Genomic DNA, 18,958 nt, shown 5'->3' with positions numbered 1-18,958 from the left:
ACCATATGATAGATACCCTGGAAAAACTTGCACAGCAAAAGGTTTACAATGATCAAAATATCTCCCAACTGATTGCAAAATGGAAAAAAGATGGCGAAAAAATTGTGTTTACAAACGGAGTCTTCGATCTTTTACACATTGGCCACCTCAGCTACCTTTTAAAGGCAGCGTCCCTTGGAACCAGGCTCATCATTGGATTGAATGCAGATAGCTCTGTAAAACGCTTAAAAGGAGAAACCAGGCCGATTAATCCGGAAAACAGCAGAGCATCTATTCTTGCGGCTATGTTTTTTGTAGATGCTGTCATTATCTTTGAAGAAGATACCCCGCTAAGGCTGATCAAAGAGGTTCTTCCTGATGTATTGGTAAAAGGTGCAGATTACCAGATTGAAAACATAGTCGGCGCCAAAGAAGTTCAGGAAAATGGCGGAGAAGTGCAAACTATTGAGTTTGTAGATGGCCATTCTTCCACCAAGCTCATTCAGAAAATTTCAGGTAAATAAGATACATTATTCCCATAATTACTTTTTGGCAATACTTTTCAATAATTTCTTGGTTTTGGCTCCGGCAGCCCTTTTATGAAAATAAGCCTAAAATAGTTTTATCTTCTAATGCGTTTGAATCACGATCATGTTCATAGAATTCGTCCATTTGCCTGGGTCTTTTTGTATCTGCAATTCCCCTAATCACTTTCTCTTTATATTCCTCCAGAGACCGGCAATAATAATGATTAATCTGTATCTTATTTACACTTACATTCGAAAAGCTTCCCTCGACAATATTAAAATTCTCATTAACAGCAAAGTATCCATCTATAAATTTAAAAAAATGGGCATTCCCTTTATCCTTAACATATTTGGGCTGGACAATTGATTTGACATGTGTGTTTTTATAATAATTTTCTTCTGCCTTTAAGGTAAAGCTCTCCAATTGAGGCCGGTTTGTACGCTTTAAATGATATGCCGAGCCAAACATTTGCCAGTTCACCGCAAGTGCACCATAAGGCTCATAAGCCTTCAAAAAAAGAGGTAAATTGCCTTTAGTCGATTTCGCTAAAATAAACTCATCCAGATCTATAAAAGCAATCCATTTAGAAGTTTTACCAAAGCGTCTTAAACAGTTTTTATAAGCTTTAACCTGTTTACTTTTTCCTGGCATCTCTATAACTTTTACATAAGCAGACAATCCTGCTTCACTGATTATCGTCTTTATAGGAACCTTACTTCCATTATCATAAATATAGAAATAGTCGACGCCGGCTTTTAAATGAAAGTTAATCCATTCAGATAAATAATCATCTTCATCTTTTGCAATGCAACATATTGTTAAATAGTAAGAGTGTATCTCTTTTTTTGATAGAATCTTTTTTAACCAGCTCATATATTCAATGTCATTTAACCGTAAACACAACGGCTTAACTTTTCTCAAACGAATATTAAAGAAAATTATTATCCAATGATAACACCAAAAAACAATTTAAACGATAAATTATAAAAATAAACCACATAAAAACCAAAAAATAAGAAATTTTTTATCACAAAAAATCTACATAAAACTGGAAAATAATTTTTATATAAACTAAAAAAGCCGCAGGAATATAAATTCCTGCGGCTTTTTTAGTTTATGGGATTGTGAATTACAATTTCCTTTTTACTTCTACCTGTTCATAGGCTTCTACGATATCTCCAACTTCAATATTATTAAAGTTCTGGATATTCAGACCGCACTCGTAACCTCTGGTTACTTCTTTCACATCATCTTTATAACGTTTCAGGGAAGCCAGTTCACCGGTGTAAATGACCACACCATCCCGCACAATACGGATTTTGCTGTTTCTGGTAATTGTACCATCCAACACCATACATCCTGCAATTGTTCCCACTTTGGTAATTTTGAAGGTCTCTCTGATCTCAACATTTGCAGTGATCTTCTCTTCAAATTCTGGGGCCAACATACCTTCCATCGCTGCTTTGATCTCATTGATCGCATCATAGATGATAGAATACAAACGGATATCAATTTGCTCGGCTTCAGCAAGCTTACGTGCTCCTGATGATGGGCGAACCTGGAAACCAATAATAATCGCATCAGAAGCAGAAGCCAGCAATACATCAGACTCTGAAATCTGACCTACCGCCTTACTGATGATATTCACTTGTATCTCTTCTGTAGATAATTTCAATAATGAATCCGATAATGCCTCGATAGAACCATCCACATCTCCTTTAATGATCAGGTTTAACTCTTTAAAGTTACCGATCGCCAAACGACGGCCAATCTCATCCAATGTAATGTGTTTTTGGGTACGCAAACCTTGTTCACGCATTAACTGTAAACGTTTGTTTGCAATTTCCCTGGCTTCTACTTCACTTTCCAGTGCATTGAACCTGTCACCTGCTGTAGGCGCACCTTGCATACCCAATACCTGCACCGGTACAGAAGGACCAGCATTATCTACTTTCTGACCACGTTCGTTAAACAACGCTTTTACACGTCCGCTATAACTACCGGCCAGAATAGGGTCTCCAATCTTTAAAGTACCTGCCTGTACCAGAACTGTGGTTACAATACCACGGCCCTTATCTAGGGTTGCCTCAATCACACTACCTGTGGCACGTTTATCCGGATTCGCTTTCAACTCCAATAATTCAGCCTCCAGCAATACTTTTTCAAGTAATAAGTCAACATTTAATCCGCTTTTACCAGAGATCTCCTGAGACTGGAATTTACCACCCCAATCTTCTACCAGGATATTCATCATGGACAATTGCTCACGGATTTTGTCGGAATTTGCACCTGGTTTGTCAATTTTTGTAAAGGCAAATACCAATGGCACACCTGCTGCCTGGGCGTGGTTAATGGCCTCTTTTGTTTGAGGCATCACCGCATCATCTGCAGCAACAACAATAATAGCAATATCTGCTACCTTGGCACCACGTGCACGCATCGCTGTAAAGGCTTCGTGACCTGGGGTATCCAGGAAGGTAACTTTTTTCCCTGTTGGTGTAGTCACCATATAAGCACCAATGTGCTGGGTTATACCTCCGGCCTCACCGGCAACCACATTTGCTTTACGGATATAATCCAGTAAAGAGGTTTTACCATGATCCACGTGTCCCATGATGGTTACAACGGGAGCTCTTGGTTGTAAATCTTCTTCTGAATCCTCTTCTTCAATTAAAATATCACTTTCATCATCCGGTTTAACAAACTGGATTTCATAACCAAATTCATCAGCAACGATCGTTAAGGTCTCTGCATCCAAACGCTGGTTGATCGACACAAACATTCCAAGACTCATACAAGTTCCGATAATTTTTGTTACCGGTACATCCATCATATTGGCCAGTTCGTTTGCCGTAACAAACTCGGTAACCTTTAATACTTTGGATTGTAATTCCTGTTCTAAAGCAGCCTCATCAGCAGACATGGCCACATCATCCCGTTTTTGACGACGCAATTTTGCCCTCTGTGCAAACTTACCTGATTTTCCGGCTCCGCTTAAACGGGCCAGTGTCGCTTTAATTTGATCCTGGATTTCCTTTTCAGTAGGCTCTTCCTTGGAAACACCCGGAGCACCTCCTGGTTTATTGTTTCTGAAATTTGGCCTGCTGGCTGCATTATTTGTATTGTTCCTAAAATCAGGCCTATTGGTGAAAGTAGGTGCACCAGCTGGTCTTGGAGGATTCTGCTGGTTTCCACCAGACTGCTGTGCCGTGTTCTGCCCAGGATTCTGGTTCTGGTTTTGTCCCTGTCCGGGATGTCCTCCAGGGGTCTTTTTTCTTTTCCGTTTCCGTTTCGCACTCTCGCTGTCATTAGAGGAAGCAATAGGCTGGGATTTTCGGTCAGGTGTTACAGGCAATACAATTTTACCTATAATATTCGGCCCCGACAGTTTTACTGATCTGGCTTTAATCACCTCTACCTCTTCAGGTTTTTCTATTTTCGGTTCTACCATTTCCTTTACCGGTTCTGGTTTTGCTGCAACAGGCTGCTCTTCCGTTTTGGGTTTCTCTTCCACTTTAGCTTCGGGAATTGACTGTGCTGGCTTGGCCTGGGTCTCTAAAGGTTTTTCCTCTTTAACCTCTTCTTTAGGGGTCTCCCTGATCACTTCTGTAACCGGGTGCTCCTTTTTCACTTCCTGAACAGGGGCCGCAGGAGTTTCCTCTTTTTTAACCGGACGTGTTTTGGCATTTAAATCATCGAGATTTATTTTACCAATAATTTTCACGCCAGGCAAAGCACTTTCCTCTGTTTTTTCAATTGCTTTTTCTACAGGCTCTTCTTTAACAGGGGCCGGGCTCTGCTCTTTTACAACAGGTTGTTCTTCTTTTATTTTCTCCGCAGGTGGTGTATAGGAATGAAGGTTTTTGATTAAAACACCCTCATTTTCAAAATCTACATTTTTTTGCGGAGCCTCGGAAGTTTTTTCAATTACTTCCGGCTCATCACGACGAATTTTACCAATGACAATCTGATTGGCTTCTTCTTTTACGATTTTATCTCCCTGAAATTCTTTCAATAATGCATCGTACATATCTCTTGAAAGCTTTGTTGTGGGTTTATTCTCGACAGAAAAGCCTTTCTTTTCCAGAAACTCAACGGCCGTAGCGATCCCTACGTTAAGTTCCTTAACTGCCTTAAATAAAATTATTGGTTTGTCGTCTGACATTGATAATCCTCTTTTTTCTTTAATTCTTATACAAAAGTAACGTTTATTCTTGTTTTATTCCATGCGATTTAATTTGTTTTTATTTTCACACATGCTTCCCTGGTATCAATATGGGTCTAACAAGCTACGTTTATTCAAATTCTGACTGTAGAATGCTGATCACTTCTTTGATCGTTTCTTCTTCCAGGTCAGTACGTTTTACCAGTTCATCTACAGAAAGTGAAAGTACACTTTTAGCTGTATCACAACCGATTGCTTTTAATTCATCAATAATCCAGCTATCGATTTCATCCGAGAATTCTTCGATATCCACATCTTCATCTTCTTCACCCGCTTCACGATAAACATCTATTTCATAGCCTGTAAGTTTTCCGGCCAGTTTGATGTTATGTCCACCACGGCCAATGGCCAGGGAAACCTGATCTGGCTTCAGGTAAACTGAAGCATGCTTAGTGGCATCGTCGAGCTTAATAGAAGTAATTTTTGCAGGACTTAGCGCCCTTGTGATGTACAATGAAATGTTATTTGTAAAGTTAATTACATCTATATTTTCATTTTTAAGTTCTCTTACAATACCGTGGATACGTGATCCCTTCATACCCACACAGGCACCCACAGGATCAATTCTGTCATCATAAGATTCTACAGCAACCTTAGCACGTTCACCTGGTTCACGCACAATTTTCTTGATGGTAATCAATCCATCAAAAATCTCCGGTACTTCAATTTCGAACAATCGTTGTAAAAACTCAGGAGCGATCCTTGAAATGATAATCTTTGGTGTACTGTTGACCATATCAACCTTAGAAATCACTGCGCGAACTGTATCTCCTTTTTTGAAATAATCTGCAGGGATTTGTTCAGTTTTAGGCATCAAAAGCTCATTGCCTTCATCATCCAGCACCAGGGTTTCTTTTTTCCATACCTGATACACCTCACCTGTAACGATTTCACCTACACGGTCTTTGTATTTTTTAAATATCTCGTCTTTTTCCAACTCCAGAACTTTAGAGACCAATGTCTGACGTGCAGCCAGTATGGCCCTGCGTCCAAAGCTTTCTAAAGTGATCTGTTCAATATAGTCATCACCCACTTCCATATCCGGATCAATCTGTTTGACTTCGGCCAGTTCGATTTCCAGATCGTCATCTTCAGAAAACCCATCCTCCATCACTTTTCTGGTTCTCCAGATTTCCAAATCCCCGTTATCCGGGTTGACAATGACGTCACAATTCTCATCAGTACCATATTTTTTCCGCAACATACTGCGAAACACCTCTTCCAGCACACTAATCACTGTTGGGCGGTCGATGTTCTTGAAGTCCTTAAACTCCTGAAATGAATCGATTAAATTAATATTGCTCATTTTATTTAAATGAAATTAAAACCTTTAATTCTGTTATATCTTCCAGTCCGATATGGCTTTCGACCAATTGAACTTTTTTACCTTTTTCTTTCTGCTTCTCTTCTATGGTTATTCCGTTTTCAGAAACAGCAAGCAACTTACCTTCTTTTTTCTCGCCTGAAGAAAGCTTTATACTCAACTCCCTGCCTATATTTTTATCATATTGTCTTTTCAACTTCAGTGGCTCTCCTACACCCGGGGAAGAAACTTCCAGGTTATAAGCCTTTTCTATTGCATTTTCTTCTTCAAGATGAAAGCCAACATGCCTGCTGATTGCCGCACAATCCTGGATACTGATACCCTGATCACCATCTACATGAATGATAAGTTTATTGTTGGGAAGCATTTTAACCTCCACCAAAAACAATTCCGGTCTGTCCGCAATCTTTTCTTCTACCAGTTCTTTTACTCTCTTTTCAACCTGCATAACCAATTTGTTAAAACAGAAAAGAGGGGACACCTGCCCCCTCTTACCCTCTATATCTGTGCAAAGGTAAGAATTTTTTTTATTAGAATATAATTTGTTTTTCCCTGCGGGCCCCGGCAACAGAGGAGTTGATCTTGTTCACAAAACGACGGTTCCTTCACACACTCTACTTTTTTAATATTTTTTGCATAGGCTTTACCCCCGCATGAAGCTGTCCTTTCATCATTTGCCCGGCAGCACCAAATTGTGCATTCAGGTAAGTCACCACCAGATAGGTTCTTCCTTTTACAAAAGGCTGCTCTGGATGAAAAACAACACTACTGTCCCCAAGTTCAAAATGACCTTTAACCAGTTTTTCTCTGATCAGGCTATCCTGCTCAGAAGGTGTTTGCAACACAGAAACCAATTCATTCAAAGTAGAGTCCGTTTCGGGTAAAGACTTAAGCCGCTGTAAACCTGCGGGATGAATACCAGAGACCACAACACTACCGCTATCTGGAGAAAAACGGATCAAAACTGGCTTATTATTTGCAGTTGTACAGGCAATAAACAAACACAGGAAGCAAAAAGCTCCGCTTAACTTCTTATAAGGATAAAACATAACACTAATTTAAACATTATGAGACTTATTGTAGAAATCTTATTGATGGGCCTTGCCGTATTTATCGGTGCGCATCTGGTACACGGCGTACGTGTAGACAGCTATGGCAGTGCCATTATTGCAGCTTTACTGATTGCCCTGGCCAATGCAACCGTAGGTTTTATTTTGAGGATAATGACCTTTCCTCTTAATTTTCTAACGCTGGGCCTGGTTTCCTTTATCATCAGCGTGTTAATGATTATGCTGGTCTCGCATTTTATGAGCAGTTTCCATACTAATGGATTCTGGCCTGCAGCCATTCTTGCCATTGTACTGGCCCTTTTAAAGGCTATTTTCAGTAGCATTGCCGGCACGGAGAGAAATTAAAGCAAAAAGAAAGCGCTTAAAAAGCGCTTTCTTTTTGCTTTTTATTTTAATATATCCCTCGAAATCACCAGTTTCTGAATCTCTGAAGTACCTTCGTAAATCTGGGTGATCTTGGCATCACGCATCAACCTTTCCACATGGTATTCTTTAACAAATCCATAACCCCCATGAATCTGTACCGCCTCAACGGTCACATCCATAGCCACTTTAGAGGCATACAATTTTGCCATTGAACCGGCCAGGGTATAAGACTGTCCCTGGTCTTTTAACCATGCGGCTTTATAAACCAATAATCTGGCTGCTTCAATTTGTGTGGCCATATCTGCCAGTTTAAAAGCAATGGCCTGATGGTCGGAGATTGGCTTACCGAAAGCTTTCCTTTGTTTGGAATATTCGAGTGCAAGTTCATAGGCTCCTGTTGCAATACCCAAGGCCTGTGCCGCGATACCGATCCTTCCGCCTTCCAGGGTTTTCATCGCAAATTTAAAACCAAAACCATCCTCACCAATACGGTTCTCTTTGGGCACCTTTACGTCATTGAACATTAGAGAATGCGTATCAGATCCGCGGATACCAAGCTTATTCTCTTTAGGCCCAACGGTAAAACCTTCCATCCCCTTTTCCACAATAAAAGCATTGATCCCTTTATGCTTCAACTCTTTATGCGTTTGTGCAATCACTAGATAAGTAGAAGCAGTACTTCCATTCGTAATCCAGTTTTTTGTTCCGTTAAGTAAGTAATAATCACCTTTATCTTCTGCTGTGGTTTGCTGCGAAGTTGCGTCAGAGCCCGCTTCTGGTTCTGACAAACAAAAAGCACCAATCTGCTGTCCGCTAGCTAAAGGCTTCAGGTATTTTTCTTTCTGAAATTCCGAACCATAAGACTCCAATCCATAGCAAACCAAGGAATTGTTTACAGAGACAACCACAGAGGCAGAAGCGTCCACTTTTGAAAGCTCCTCCATCACCAGGACATAAGACAGCGCATCTAAACCGCTGCCGTTATATTTTTCGGATACCATCATACCCAAAAAGCCCAGTTCACCTAATTTTTTGACTTGTTCTGCAGGAAATTTTTGATGTTCATCACGTTCAATGACACCAGGCTTCAGCTCATTTTGCGCAAAGTCCCTTGCCGCCTGCTGGATCATTAATTGTTCTTCACTTAATTGAAATAGCATAATTTTTATATTTAGAAAAACACATTTCGCCAAATTTAGTTATTTCTAAATCAAATTACTATGGTTGCATAGCAATTTATTAAGCCTACTTAAATGAAGCTTTAAACTTTTTATTTCAGCAGATGATTATTGTCATCAGGAAAAACAAGTATCGGATGATATTTTTTTGCCTCTTCAATTGGCAAGGAGCCATACGACATAATGATCAGGATATCCCCAACCTGTACTTTTCTGGCTGTAGCCCCATTCAGACAAACAGTTCCCGTGCCTCTTTCCCCTTTGATGACATAGGTTTCAAAGCGCTCACCATTATTATTGTTCACAATCTGAACCTTCTCGTTTGCTATGATTTGTGCCGCATCCATCAGATCTTCATCAATGGTAATGCTGCCCACATAGTTCAATTCTGCCTGTGTTACTTTAACACGGTGTATTTTCGATTTTAAGACCTCGATAATCATAGTGCAAAGTTAGGTAAACTTATAAGGAATACTGGCATAGTTTTTTCAGCTGAGTATCATGTTATCGATCAGACGGGTCTCCCCAACCTTTGCTGCAACCAGCGCCACCAGATTTCCTGCATCTTTATCTTGTTCGGGAAGCAACGTTTTTCCGTTTGCGATGGTAAAATAGTCCAGTTCCACGCCTGGAGTTTTCCGGATCATCTCTTTGGCTTTTTCCAGCAACTGTGCCACCGGAAGGGTCTTGAAATGATCGACCACATAAGCTAGTGCCCTGCTCAAAACAAGCGCATTCACCCTGTCCTGTGCCGATAAATGAATATTCCTAGAACTCATGGCCAAGCCATCGTTTTCCCTGATAATAGGGCAGGTAATGATTTTTACGGGCAACTTAAAATAAGCAACCATATTTTCAATCATCAGGACCTGCTGAAAGTCTTTCTGTCCAAAAAAAGCAAGATCAGGGTCCACTGCATCAAACAGTTTTTTTACAATTTGGGTAACCCCCTGGTAGTGTCCTTTTCTGAACTCCCCCTCGAGTAAAAATTCTGCACTGCCCAGATCGATATGCCAGTTTTCTTTTGTGGGATACATTTCTTTTACCGAAGGCATAAACACCACATCACAACCTGCTTCCTCCAGCATTTTTATATCATGTTCCAATGGGCGGGGATATTTTTCAAGATCCTTCGGATCTGTAAATTGTGTAGGGTTTACAAAAATACTGCAAACCACCTGATCTGCCTGTTCTTTTGCCATGTCGATCAGGGAAACGTGCCCTTTGTGCAATGCGCCCATTGTTGGAACCAATGCTATTTTTTGCCCAGCCGCTTTCAATGGCTCGAGCAGCATTTTTAATGCTGCTATCGTATTTATTATTTTCAAACCTATCTTTAAAGTTTCAGGCACCAAAGTTGGTTATTTATCTATTCTTAACAAAACAACTTGCGTAACAACTTGATAAATATTATTATTTTGATTACCTTTGCCCCTTGATTATCTTTTCTTTAACATAATTTTTTATTTACGAATATGGAGATGGCAAAAACGAAGCTACTGATTGTTACACACGAGATGTCGCCTTTCCTCGAACTCACTAAAATTTCAGAAATCACCCGTCAACTACCTCAGGCGATGCAGGAAAAAGGATTTGAAATCCGCATTTTAATGCCCAGGTTCGGAAACATTAATGAAAGAAGGAACAGATTGCATGAAGTCATTCGTTTATCGGGAATGAACATTATTATTGATGATAACGACAATCCACTGATCATCAAAGTAGCCTCTATACCCGCCGCACGCATGCAGGTCTATTTTCTGGATAACGAAGATTATTTCCAGCGCAAATATGTTTTCAGGGATAAAGAGAACAAATTTTATGCGGACAACGATGAGAGAACCATCTTTTTCTGTAAAGGCGCATTGGAAACTGTTAAAAAACTAGGCTGGGCTCCTGATATAGTCCATTGTCACGGCTGGATGACTGCCCTTGTTCCTGCTTATATTAAAACAACCTATAAAAACGATCCGACTTTTAAAAATGCAAAAGTGGTTTATTCTATATATGAGAATTGTTTTAACGAAACCTTAAACACAGATCTGTACAAAAAGGCAGTGATGAATTCCATGACAACCGAGGACACTAAAATGTTTGAAAAAGCAGATTGCTGTACCTTGCACATGGGTGCAGTTTCTTACTCGGATGCAGTTGTACTTGCCGATGAAAATATTGACAGCAATGTGTTAAAATTTGTTAAAGATTCTAATAAGCCAACTTTAGCTTTTAATTTAACCGAAAATTTCGACAACTTCTATTCACTTTATGAGGAGATATCGAATGAAGAAATGGTTTCAATAGCATAACGGTATTATTAATTTAAATATGAAATTTTCAAAACTAGACTTATTGACCTTGTTGATAAGTCTTTTTCTTTTTTCGGCCTGTAATAAGTCCAACACGCTAGGACTGAACCTGGATCCGAATAACGCCATCCAGGGAAGCTTGGTAGACACCTTAACTGTTAATGCAAAAACGGTGACAGATGACCCGGTTCTTGGAAGCTCCCTGGTCAGATATCCTCTGGGCTTTCTTACTGATGACCTGATCGGAACTTCACAGGCAAGCCTGGCCATGAGTGTTAATCTTCCAAGTGCTGCATACAGCTTTGGCACGAATGCCACTGTCGATTCCGTCGTTTTGACGCTCCCTTATGCTGCGCAACCTTCGGGCTACAACAACCTGCTTGCATTTTACGGGGATACCATTTCTACGAACTATACGGTCAATGTCTATCAGCTGAATAAGAACATCCTTGCCGAACCTTCATTTTTGAGCAATAAAGTGTGGGATTACAATACTACGTCTCAGGGAACTTTCAGTGGCAAGATTAAACCGACAACTGCATTTATGGTTACCGATATTGTACCTGGTAAAGCGGGCACCCTAAAATCCGTTAAACAACTGAGAATCAAACTAAACAACGCTTTTATCAGCGGTCCTTCAGGCGTTTTAAAATATAGCCCGGCCCAACTGCTCAACAATGCCAGTTTCAATAATGCATTTAAAGGCTTGTATGTTACCGCATCTGCTTCAGGTGGTAAAGGAGGGATTATGTTTTTTGATATGGCCTCAACGGCTGCCAATCTGGAAATCTATTATAAAAGACAGAATGCCACAACAGCAACAGCAATAGACACTGTTCTTGCTGCTTTCCCGGTTCAAAAGGTAAACGGGCCAATCTCAGCAACTATCCAGCACACCTGGTCAGCCAGTGTAAATACACAACTTAATGACGCCACCAACAAACAATACCCTACAAATTATCTTCAGGGGCTGGCAGGCTTAAAAACAAAAATAAGCTTTCCTTACCTTCAAAAATTCAAATCAGACCTTGGCGGCTCAAGAATCATCATTAATAAAGCTGAACTGGTTGTTGAACTAAGTTCAGGAACAGATGTTGCTCCACTGACTCCTGCAGACCGGATCACCCTGTACAGATACGATATTGCTGGTCAAAGGACTGTTCTTCCTGACGCAAGCGTTTCCACCGTTACATCGGCTACAGATCCCAGGGCCGTGCAGGACATTAGTCAATTTGGTGGTTTTTACGACACCACCAATAAAAGATACGTTTTCCAGGTGACCAGTTACATTCAGGATTTGTACGACGGAAAAACAACTGATTATGGAACTTTCCTGTGTCCGATTTCCCCAACAGAATTTAGTTTCGGACCCTCACTCGCCACCGCAACCAGATCGGTCATTGGTGCGTTTAAAAACACCAACAACAGAATAAAATTGAACGTTTACTACACCAAAATAACGGACAAATAAAATCTGAATATGTTCCTATAAAAAAGGGCCCGGAAAATTTTCCGGGCCCTTTTTTATAGGATGACCGGAAACGTCAAAAAGGAAGATCTCCCGAAACGCCATCCACATCTAAAAAATCATCCTCATGCTTAGGTGCTGCGGCCTGATTTGTCGCGGGTACCGGAGCAGCCTCAAAGTCACTCTTCCTTCCCAGAATGGTGAAATTTTCGGCCACAACCTCTGTTACATATTTTTTGATTTTCTCCCTGTCTTCAAAAGACCTGGTTCTTAACTTTCCTTCTATATAGACCAACTTCCCCTTCTGAAGATATTTGGAAGCCACCTCGGCCAAACCCCTCCATAAAACGATATTATGCCATTCGGTTTGCTCGACTCTTTTTCCATCTTTGTTATACGTTTCCGAAGTTGCCAGAGGAAAACTGGCTACGGTTACACCACCATCTAAATGACGAACTTCAGGATCCTTACCTAAATGTCCGACCAGAATTACTTTGTTAATACCTGACATGAGCTTAAATATTATTTGGTTAATTTAGCATTTATAAAACCGGCGATCACTTTAGGTTGGGGCAATTCATCTAGTTCCGCTCTGCTCACCCATTTTATGTCTGCGCCACTATTAAAGTTAATGATATAATTATCTAAAGCAAAAAATTGAACATATATAATTTGGTGTGTCAACACATGTTTTGTAGCCATTAAAGATCTGATCAGGACATCTTTTCCATAGGCATTTCTGATTTGCTGGTCCAGGTCCTGGTTAAAAAGTTCATGCTCTGATAAGGTTTCCAGTAAAGGAAAATCATATAAATGCTGCCAGATATCTCCTTCCCCTCTTTTATTCACTAATATCTTCTCTCCCTGTTTCAAGATGAAATAATTAAAATATCTATTTCTTTTAACAAGTTTTTTCAGCTTAACAGGTAAATCATTCACCCTTTTGTGTCGCAAAGCGTAACAGCTTTCCTGTAAAGGACAAACTATACAATCGGGAGATTTTGGCTTGCATTGTAATGCCCCAAACTCCATAATCGCCTGGTTATAAACCATCGCATTCTGTCCTTTCAATAACTCCTGGGCCAGCGCTGTAAACTCTTTTTTACCCTCAGAACTATTAATAGGCGTATCTATCCCGAAATATCTGGATAAAACGCGAAAAACATTTCCATCCAAAACAGCTCTGGCCTCTCCGCTGGAAAAAGAAGAGATCGCTGCAGCCGTATATTCGCCGATCCCTTTTAGCTTAATGAGTTCTTCATACTGCACCGGAAAACAGCCTTCGTGGTATTTTTCCACTTCCCTGGCTGTAAAGAGCATATTTCTTCCTCTGGAATAATAACCCAGCCCCTGCCACAATTTGAGGACCTGCTGCTCATCAGCAGCCGCAAAGTCCTTAACCGAAGGATAAGCTTCAAGAAATCTTTTAAAATAAGGAAGTCCTTGTTCTACCCTGGTTTGTTGCAGGATAATTTCAGACAACCAGATCACATAAGCGTCTCTGGTATGCCTCCAGGGCAGGTCCCTTTTATGTATTTCGTACCACTTTTCGATTTCTTTCTGAAAATTCATATGCCCAAAAATACGTTGTATCTGACTGTTTTTTGCAAAACTTGCAATTCTCTGATGGAATACTAAGCAAATAAATTATCTTTTATTTTCCTATCTCATTAAAAAGCAATACTTTTGCAACCCCAAAACACTTATAATATTTAACACACAATAATTTAATAATAGAAAATATGACTAAGGCAGATATTATTTCAGAAATATCAACAAAGACAGGAATTGAAAAAGTAGATGTACAGGAAACCGTAGAAGCATTTTTCAAAGTGATCAAAAACAGTATGATCGGTGGCGAAAATGTATATGTAAGAGGTTTTGGAAGTTTTGTTGTTAAAAAGAGAGCACAAAAAACTGCAAGGAACATATCTAAAAATACAGCAATTATTATCCCTGAGCATTTTGTTCCAAGCTTTAAACCAGCAAAAGTATTTGTTGATAAAGTGAAAAACAACTCAAAAAAAATTAGCGTAGAAGCTTAATCCTATGACAAACAGTATCCGGACTAAACAAGTAATCACAATAGGAGCAGTTCTGCTTCTGATTGCATTTCTGTTTACCAGGGATATTAAAGGTCTTGTGAAGCCAAAGCAGGAAAGCCCAGCTACTCCTGCCGCTGGACAGCTCACGTCAAATACAGCTCAGGATATCAATTTACAAGAAGTATCGGCCACAGGCAAGAACCTAATCAATCCCAGCCTTGCTGCTGAGATCACCAAACTGGAAAACGCTTATAAAAGCGCCCCGGAAGGTGATAAAGCTGCTGTAGCGGCACAGCTCGCTCAAAAGTGGGACGATGTGGAACAAACCGTGCCAAGTGCCTTGTACCTGGAAATTATTTCCAAACAGCAAAAAAGCCTTCAAAGCTGGCTCAATACTGGCGGACGGTTCATGAAAGCTTTTGATTCGAGCAGGGACAGCCTAATGCAGCCATTATTATTGCAAAAAGCCAATATGGCTTACACCAATGCAATGGCTATTGACTCTGCAAATGCAGATGCGAAAACTGGTCTGGGCATTACCATTGTTAACGGAATGGGTATGCCGATGAAAGGGATCGCAATGTTACTCGAAGTCGTTAAAAAAGACCCTTCGAACCTGAAAGCGAATATGAGCCTGGGTACTTTTGCCATCAAATCCGGACAGTTTGATAAAGCGATTGTTAGATTCAATGACATTATTGCTAAAAAACCTTCACCGGATGCCTACTTTTATTTAGCAACCGCTTATGAAAGTTTAGGCAAAAACAAAGAAGCTATTGCAGCTTATTTAAACAGTAAAAAGCTTGCTGCAAATCCAACCTTATCTAAGTTTATTGATAAGAAGGTTGCAGAATTAAGTAAATAAGAGTTAATAAACAGATTTATAAAAAATATTAAAATTTCAAGATTATGCCAAGTGGTAAAAAAAGAAAAAGACATAAAATGGCTACGCACAAACGTAAAAAACGCTTAAGAAAAAACAGACATAAGAAAAAATAGTTTCTTCATGTTCATGTATAAACGGATAAATATACGCTGTAATTCTCAGCGTATATTTGTTTGTTTATAGCGTTTTTCGTATCAGTCCATGTGTTAATAAGGCATTATTTTGCCTTAAAATCTATAGCTTTTGGTAAAGGAATTAATTATCGATTCATCTCCTACGGGAGTAACCATAGCTTTAATTGAAGACAAACAACTTGTAGAACTTCATAAAGAACACATCAACAACAACTATGCTGTTGGCGACATCTATTTAGGCCGTATAAAGAAAATTATGCCCGGCCTAAATGCTGCGTTTGTTGATGTGGGTTATGAGAAAGATGCGTTCCTGCATTATTTTGATCTGGGTCCGCAAGTACAATCTTTAATAAAGCTTACAAAAATTAAGCGTAATGGCTCTGTTAATGGAACGTTATTAGATAACTTTAAACTAGAGGCCGATATCAATAAGGCCGGAAAGATATCTGATGTGGTTACCAAAAACATGGTCATACCTGTTCAAATAGCTAAAGAGCCTATTTCAACCAAAGGTCCCCGCTTAAGTTCCGACCTCTCTATAGCTGGCCGCTATATTGTATTGGTCCCCTTCTCTAATGTGATTTCCATCTCCAAGAAGATCAAAAGCAATACAGAACGTAATCGTTTAAAAAAGATTATCGAAAGTATTAAGCCTAAGAATTTTGGTGTCATCATCAGAACAGTATCTGAAGGAAAAGGTGTCGCAGAATTACAGAAAGACCTTCTGGACTCTGTTGCCAAATGGGAAAATTTTATTAAAAAGTTACCCGATGCAGAACCTTCCAAACGGGTTTGGGGTGAAATGGACCGTACTTCTACCCTGATCAGGGATATTTTAAGTACTGATTTCACCAATGTTTATGTGAACGACCACGGTGTATATGAGGACATCCGTTCTTATGTTCACGAGATCTCTCCTGAAATGGAGAAAATCGTAAAACATTACAAACAAAAAGAGCCGATCTTTGAACATTTCGGTTTGGATAAACAAATCAAAAACGGATTCGGCAAAACGGTAAATCTTGCCGGAGGTGCTTACCTGGTTGTAGAGCATACGGAGGCTTTACATGTGATTGATGTCAACAGTGGCAACAGAACGGCAAGTAAAGAGAATCAGGAAGAAAATGCCCTTCAGGTAAACAAAGAAGCAGCAAAGGAAATTGCCCGGCAGTTACGTCTTCGGGATATGGGAGGTATTGTGGTCATCGACTTTATCGATATGCACAAACCGGTTAACCGTAAAATGCTTTTTGACTACCTCAGAGAGCTGATGCAACTCGACCGCGCCAAACACACCATTCTGCCGCCAAGCAAATTCGGTCTGGTACAGATCACACGTCAGCGTGTGCGTCCGGAAATGAATATTGTAACCAGCGAAAAGTGTCCAACCTGTGATGGTACCGGAGAGATCAAAGCAAGTATTGTGCTGATGGATGATATTGAGAATAACCTCACTTATATTCTTCAGGAACAAAACGAGAAAAACATTACGCTTTGCGTACACCCTTATATTGAAGCCTATATCAAAAAAGGATTTATATCCCTGCAATGGAAATGGTTCTTCAAATTTGGCCAACGTATTAAAATTAAGGCTGTAGCTTCCTACAACCTGACAGAGTTTCATTTCTTAAGTGCTAAAGACGAAGAAATAAAGTTATAACTCCTGTTGAAAACATTTAAGGATAAGCCTGGTTTTTAATCAAAATCAGGCTTATTCATTTATCCGGCTTTTCGTCTGAATTCAAAATTAAGCCTTAAGTTTGTGTTTCTTAAATTCCTTCAAATTGGCTAAAACTAAATCTGCATATTTTTGTCAGAATTGCGGCTATGAATCTGCAAAATGGCTGGGTAAATGTCCTTCCTGTAACCAGTGGAACACCTTTGTTGAAGAACTCGTAGAGAAACAAAGCTCAAGTGTACCGGCCTGGAAAACGACCCCGGGTTCGCAACGGTCCAATAAGCCCAATAAGGTTGAAAACATTGAATCATCAATGGAAACCCGGATACCTACCGGCGATCAGGAACTGGACAGGGTACTCGGCGGAGGACTCGTTACCGGTTCGGTTACCTTGATTGGAGGAGAGCCCGGCATTGGTAAATCAACCTTAATGCTTCAGCTTGCCCTAAACATGACACAGAAACGTATTTTATATATTTCGGGAGAAGAGAGCGAACAACAGATAAAGATGCGCGCAGAACGCATTACAACCAGCCCTAAAGCAGAATGTTACATCCTGACTGAAACCTCTACTCAGAATATATTCAAACAAATCCAGCAGCTTGACCCGGAGCTGGTTATTGTTGATTCTATTCAAACACTGCATTCTTCGCAAATTGAATCCACTCCTGGCAGTGTTTCACAAGTACGTGAATGCACTGCAGAGCTGCTCAGATTTGCCAAGGAAACCAATACTCCGGTATTTCTTATCGGCCATATTACCAAAGACGGGGCCATAGCAGGGCCAAAAATATTGGAACATATGGTCGACACCGTGCTCCAGTTTGAAGGAGACAGACACCATATTTACCGTATACTGCGCTCCATTAAAAATCGTTTTGGAGCTGCTGCCGAGCTCGGCATTTATGCCATGAACGGCAATGGCCTTCGGGAAGTCACCAATCCTTCTGAGATTCTGCTGTCCCAACGGGATGAAGAACTGAGTGGCATCGCTATTTCCGCTACATTGGAAGGCGCAAGGCCAATGCTCATTGAAACTCAGGCATTAGTTAGTGTTGCCGCATACGGAACACCCCAACGCTCGGCCACCGGATTTGATACCCGCAGGATGAACATGCTGCTTGCCGTTCTGGAAAAGCGTTGCGGTTTCAGACTAAGCACCCGTGATGTGTTTTTAAATATAGCCGGGGGAATTAAGGTAGAAGATCCCGCCATTGACCTAGCTGTCCTGGTTGCGATTATTTCCTCACATGAGGACATTTCTGTTTCCTCAAAAATATGCTTCGCTGCAGAGGTCGGGCTTTCCGGGGAAATCAGGGCTGTGAATCGTATAGACCAGCGGATCTCTGAAGCAGATAAGCTTGGTTTTGAAAGAATCTTTGTTTCCAGATATAATATGAAAGGTCTGACTAAAGAAAAATATAGCCTTGAAATTATTGGTGTAAGTAAAATTGAAGACGTTTTTACGGCATTATTTGGGTAAGCCATTAACCGGTTTGTGTTGAATTTTCTTGCCCAATTTCCACAAGAAGGGGTTTTTATTCCCCATATACAAAATCGGACAAATTTTAATAAATAAAAAAACACACTCATAACCAATAACTTACACCAAAACCACCTGCATTTTATTTTTGGTATTCCCTTTGAATATATCATTACAGTTCTGATCCAGTAATGGGTTTTAACGTAACAATAGGGATGATTATCCTCGCTACCGAAAGATAGCGAGGGTTTTTTATTTAAGGGCCTAATCTAAGCAAAGGCATAAAAA

General features: G+C 40.1%; 18 protein-coding genes. 8 read left to right on the top strand and 10 right to left on the bottom strand.

The features are described 5' to 3' along the window. Positions 1-5: 5 nt before the first annotated feature. On the top strand, positions 6-503 hold the full coding sequence (gene rfaE2, locus B0O44_RS07105) for a D-glycero-beta-D-manno-heptose 1-phosphate adenylyltransferase (protein WP_110829187.1): 498 nt from the start codon (positions 6-8) through the stop codon (positions 501-503). Positions 504-576: 73 nt separating this feature from the next. Here the strand turns inward: rfaE2 and B0O44_RS07100 are convergent, their stop codons facing one another. The 5 genes from B0O44_RS07100 to B0O44_RS07080 form a co-directional block, all read right to left on the bottom strand. Continuing rightward, positions 577-1,380, bottom strand: a complete 804-nt coding sequence (locus B0O44_RS07100) for a glycosyltransferase family 92 protein (RefSeq protein ID WP_110828612.1) — start codon at positions 1,378-1,380, stop codon at positions 577-579. 256 nt (positions 1,381-1,636) lie between these two features. After that, entirely contained in the window at positions 1,637-4,672 is a 3,036-nt protein-coding gene (gene infB, locus B0O44_RS07095) for a translation initiation factor IF-2 (protein ID WP_110828610.1), read from the bottom strand. A gap of 130 nt (positions 4,673-4,802) precedes the next feature. Next, positions 4,803-6,038: a transcription termination factor NusA gene (gene nusA, locus B0O44_RS07090; protein WP_110828607.1), complete on the bottom strand. Its 1,236-nt coding sequence runs from the start codon at positions 6,036-6,038 to the stop codon at positions 4,803-4,805. A 1-nt stretch (position 6,039) separates the two neighbouring features. Continuing rightward, the gene (gene rimP, locus B0O44_RS07085) at positions 6,040-6,504 is read right to left on the bottom strand and encodes a ribosome assembly cofactor RimP (RefSeq protein WP_110829185.1); all 465 of its coding nucleotides are present in this window, start codon (positions 6,502-6,504) and stop codon (positions 6,040-6,042) included. 166 nt (positions 6,505-6,670) lie between these two features. Continuing rightward, positions 6,671-7,105, bottom strand: a complete 435-nt coding sequence (locus tag B0O44_RS07080; RefSeq protein ID WP_110828605.1) for a hypothetical protein — start codon at positions 7,103-7,105, stop codon at positions 6,671-6,673. A gap of 18 nt (positions 7,106-7,123) precedes the next feature. Between B0O44_RS07080 and B0O44_RS07075 the strand changes: the two genes are divergently transcribed. Then, the gene (locus tag B0O44_RS07075) at positions 7,124-7,471 is read left to right on the top strand and encodes a phage holin family protein (protein ID WP_110828602.1); all 348 of its coding nucleotides are present in this window, start codon (positions 7,124-7,126) and stop codon (positions 7,469-7,471) included. A 41-nt stretch (positions 7,472-7,512) separates the two neighbouring features. Here B0O44_RS07075 and B0O44_RS07070 read toward each other — a convergent pair whose 3' ends face one another. The 3 genes from B0O44_RS07070 to panC form a co-directional block, all read right to left on the bottom strand. After that, positions 7,513-8,652, bottom strand: a complete 1,140-nt coding sequence (locus B0O44_RS07070) for an acyl-CoA dehydrogenase (RefSeq protein ID WP_110828600.1) — start codon at positions 8,650-8,652, stop codon at positions 7,513-7,515. Positions 8,653-8,762: 110 nt separating this feature from the next. Continuing rightward, positions 8,763-9,113: an aspartate 1-decarboxylase gene (gene panD / locus B0O44_RS07065; RefSeq protein ID WP_110828598.1), complete on the bottom strand. Its 351-nt coding sequence runs from the start codon at positions 9,111-9,113 to the stop codon at positions 8,763-8,765. Between the two features lie 45 nt (positions 9,114-9,158). Next, complete coding sequence (gene panC, locus B0O44_RS07060) at positions 9,159-9,998, bottom strand: pantoate--beta-alanine ligase (RefSeq protein ID WP_110829184.1); 840 nt, start codon at positions 9,996-9,998, stop codon at positions 9,159-9,161. A 153-nt stretch (positions 9,999-10,151) separates the two neighbouring features. Here panC and B0O44_RS07055 point away from each other — a divergent pair, with 153 nt between their 5' ends. After that, positions 10,152-10,976 (top strand): glycogen/starch synthase, encoded by an 825-nt coding sequence (locus tag B0O44_RS07055; RefSeq protein WP_245943615.1) that lies wholly within the window; start codon positions 10,152-10,154, stop codon positions 10,974-10,976. Between the two features lie 19 nt (positions 10,977-10,995). Further along, positions 10,996-12,447 (top strand): DUF4270 domain-containing protein, encoded by a 1,452-nt coding sequence (locus B0O44_RS07050; protein ID WP_110828594.1) that lies wholly within the window; start codon positions 10,996-10,998, stop codon positions 12,445-12,447. Positions 12,448-12,520: 73 nt separating this feature from the next. Here the strand turns inward: B0O44_RS07050 and B0O44_RS07045 are convergent, their stop codons facing one another. Together B0O44_RS07045 and mutY are read right to left on the bottom strand one after the other, a co-directional pair. Next, positions 12,521-12,955 (bottom strand): single-stranded DNA-binding protein, encoded by a 435-nt coding sequence (locus B0O44_RS07045; protein ID WP_110828591.1) that lies wholly within the window; start codon positions 12,953-12,955, stop codon positions 12,521-12,523. Between the two features lie 11 nt (positions 12,956-12,966). Continuing rightward, positions 12,967-14,016 (bottom strand): A/G-specific adenine glycosylase, encoded by a 1,050-nt coding sequence (gene mutY / locus B0O44_RS07040; RefSeq protein WP_110828589.1) that lies wholly within the window; start codon positions 14,014-14,016, stop codon positions 12,967-12,969. A 170-nt stretch (positions 14,017-14,186) separates the two neighbouring features. On the opposite strand from mutY, the gene B0O44_RS07035 reads away from it, so the two are divergent. From B0O44_RS07035 to radA, 4 genes are all read left to right on the top strand, one after another. Next, positions 14,187-14,489: an HU family DNA-binding protein gene (locus B0O44_RS07035; protein ID WP_108552488.1), complete on the top strand. Its 303-nt coding sequence runs from the start codon at positions 14,187-14,189 to the stop codon at positions 14,487-14,489. 4 nt (positions 14,490-14,493) lie between these two features. Beyond that, positions 14,494-15,354 (top strand): tetratricopeptide repeat protein, encoded by an 861-nt coding sequence (locus B0O44_RS07030; protein WP_110828587.1) that lies wholly within the window; start codon positions 14,494-14,496, stop codon positions 15,352-15,354. 264 nt (positions 15,355-15,618) lie between these two features. Continuing rightward, positions 15,619-17,169 carry an Rne/Rng family ribonuclease gene (locus B0O44_RS07025; RefSeq protein WP_110828585.1) on the top strand — a complete coding sequence of 517 codons (1,551 nt, stop codon included), beginning with the start codon at positions 15,619-15,621 and terminating at the stop codon, positions 17,167-17,169. Between the two features lie 124 nt (positions 17,170-17,293). Further along, positions 17,294-18,670 carry a DNA repair protein RadA gene (gene radA, locus B0O44_RS07020; RefSeq protein ID WP_110828582.1) on the top strand — a complete coding sequence of 459 codons (1,377 nt, stop codon included), beginning with the start codon at positions 17,294-17,296 and terminating at the stop codon, positions 18,668-18,670. Positions 18,671-18,958 lie beyond the last annotated feature (288 nt).

It is taken from the genome of Pedobacter nutrimenti (assembly GCF_003208655.1).
Taxonomy (GTDB): domain Bacteria; phylum Bacteroidota; class Bacteroidia; order Sphingobacteriales; family Sphingobacteriaceae; genus Pedobacter; species Pedobacter nutrimenti.
Note: the sequence above shows the minus strand (reverse complement) of the source record. Positions and strands in the feature narration are given on the sequence as shown.

Bases quoted from the DNA above. Each gene is read 5' to 3' on its own strand.
- rfaE2 (WP_110829187.1), top strand. From the start codon at position 6: ATGATAGATACCCTGGAAAAACTTGCACAGCAAAAGGTTTACAATGAT.
- B0O44_RS07100 (WP_110828612.1), bottom strand. From the start codon at position 1,380: ATGAGCTGGTTAAAAAAGATTCTATCAAAAAAAGAGATACACTCTTAC.
- infB (WP_110828610.1), bottom strand. From the start codon at position 4,672: ATGTCAGACGACAAACCAATAATTTTATTTAAGGCAGTTAAGGAACTT.
- nusA (WP_110828607.1), bottom strand. From the start codon at position 6,038: ATGAGCAATATTAATTTAATCGATTCATTTCAGGAGTTTAAGGACTTC.
- rimP (WP_110829185.1), bottom strand. From the start codon at position 6,504: ATGCAGGTTGAAAAGAGAGTAAAAGAACTGGTAGAAGAAAAGATTGCG.
- B0O44_RS07080 (WP_110828605.1), bottom strand. From the start codon at position 7,105: ATGTTTTATCCTTATAAGAAGTTAAGCGGAGCTTTTTGCTTCCTGTGT.
- B0O44_RS07075 (WP_110828602.1), top strand. From the start codon at position 7,124: ATGAGACTTATTGTAGAAATCTTATTGATGGGCCTTGCCGTATTTATC.
- B0O44_RS07070 (WP_110828600.1), bottom strand. From the start codon at position 8,652: ATGCTATTTCAATTAAGTGAAGAACAATTAATGATCCAGCAGGCGGCA.
- panD (WP_110828598.1), bottom strand. From the start codon at position 9,113: ATGATTATCGAGGTCTTAAAATCGAAAATACACCGTGTTAAAGTAACA.
- B0O44_RS07055 (WP_245943615.1), top strand. From the start codon at position 10,152: ATGGCAAAAACGAAGCTACTGATTGTTACACACGAGATGTCGCCTTTC.
- B0O44_RS07050 (WP_110828594.1), top strand. From the start codon at position 10,996: ATGAAATTTTCAAAACTAGACTTATTGACCTTGTTGATAAGTCTTTTT.
- B0O44_RS07045 (WP_110828591.1), bottom strand. From the start codon at position 12,955: ATGTCAGGTATTAACAAAGTAATTCTGGTCGGACATTTAGGTAAGGAT.
- mutY (WP_110828589.1), bottom strand. From the start codon at position 14,016: ATGAATTTTCAGAAAGAAATCGAAAAGTGGTACGAAATACATAAAAGG.
- B0O44_RS07035 (WP_108552488.1), top strand. From the start codon at position 14,187: ATGACTAAGGCAGATATTATTTCAGAAATATCAACAAAGACAGGAATT.
- B0O44_RS07030 (WP_110828587.1), top strand. From the start codon at position 14,494: ATGACAAACAGTATCCGGACTAAACAAGTAATCACAATAGGAGCAGTT.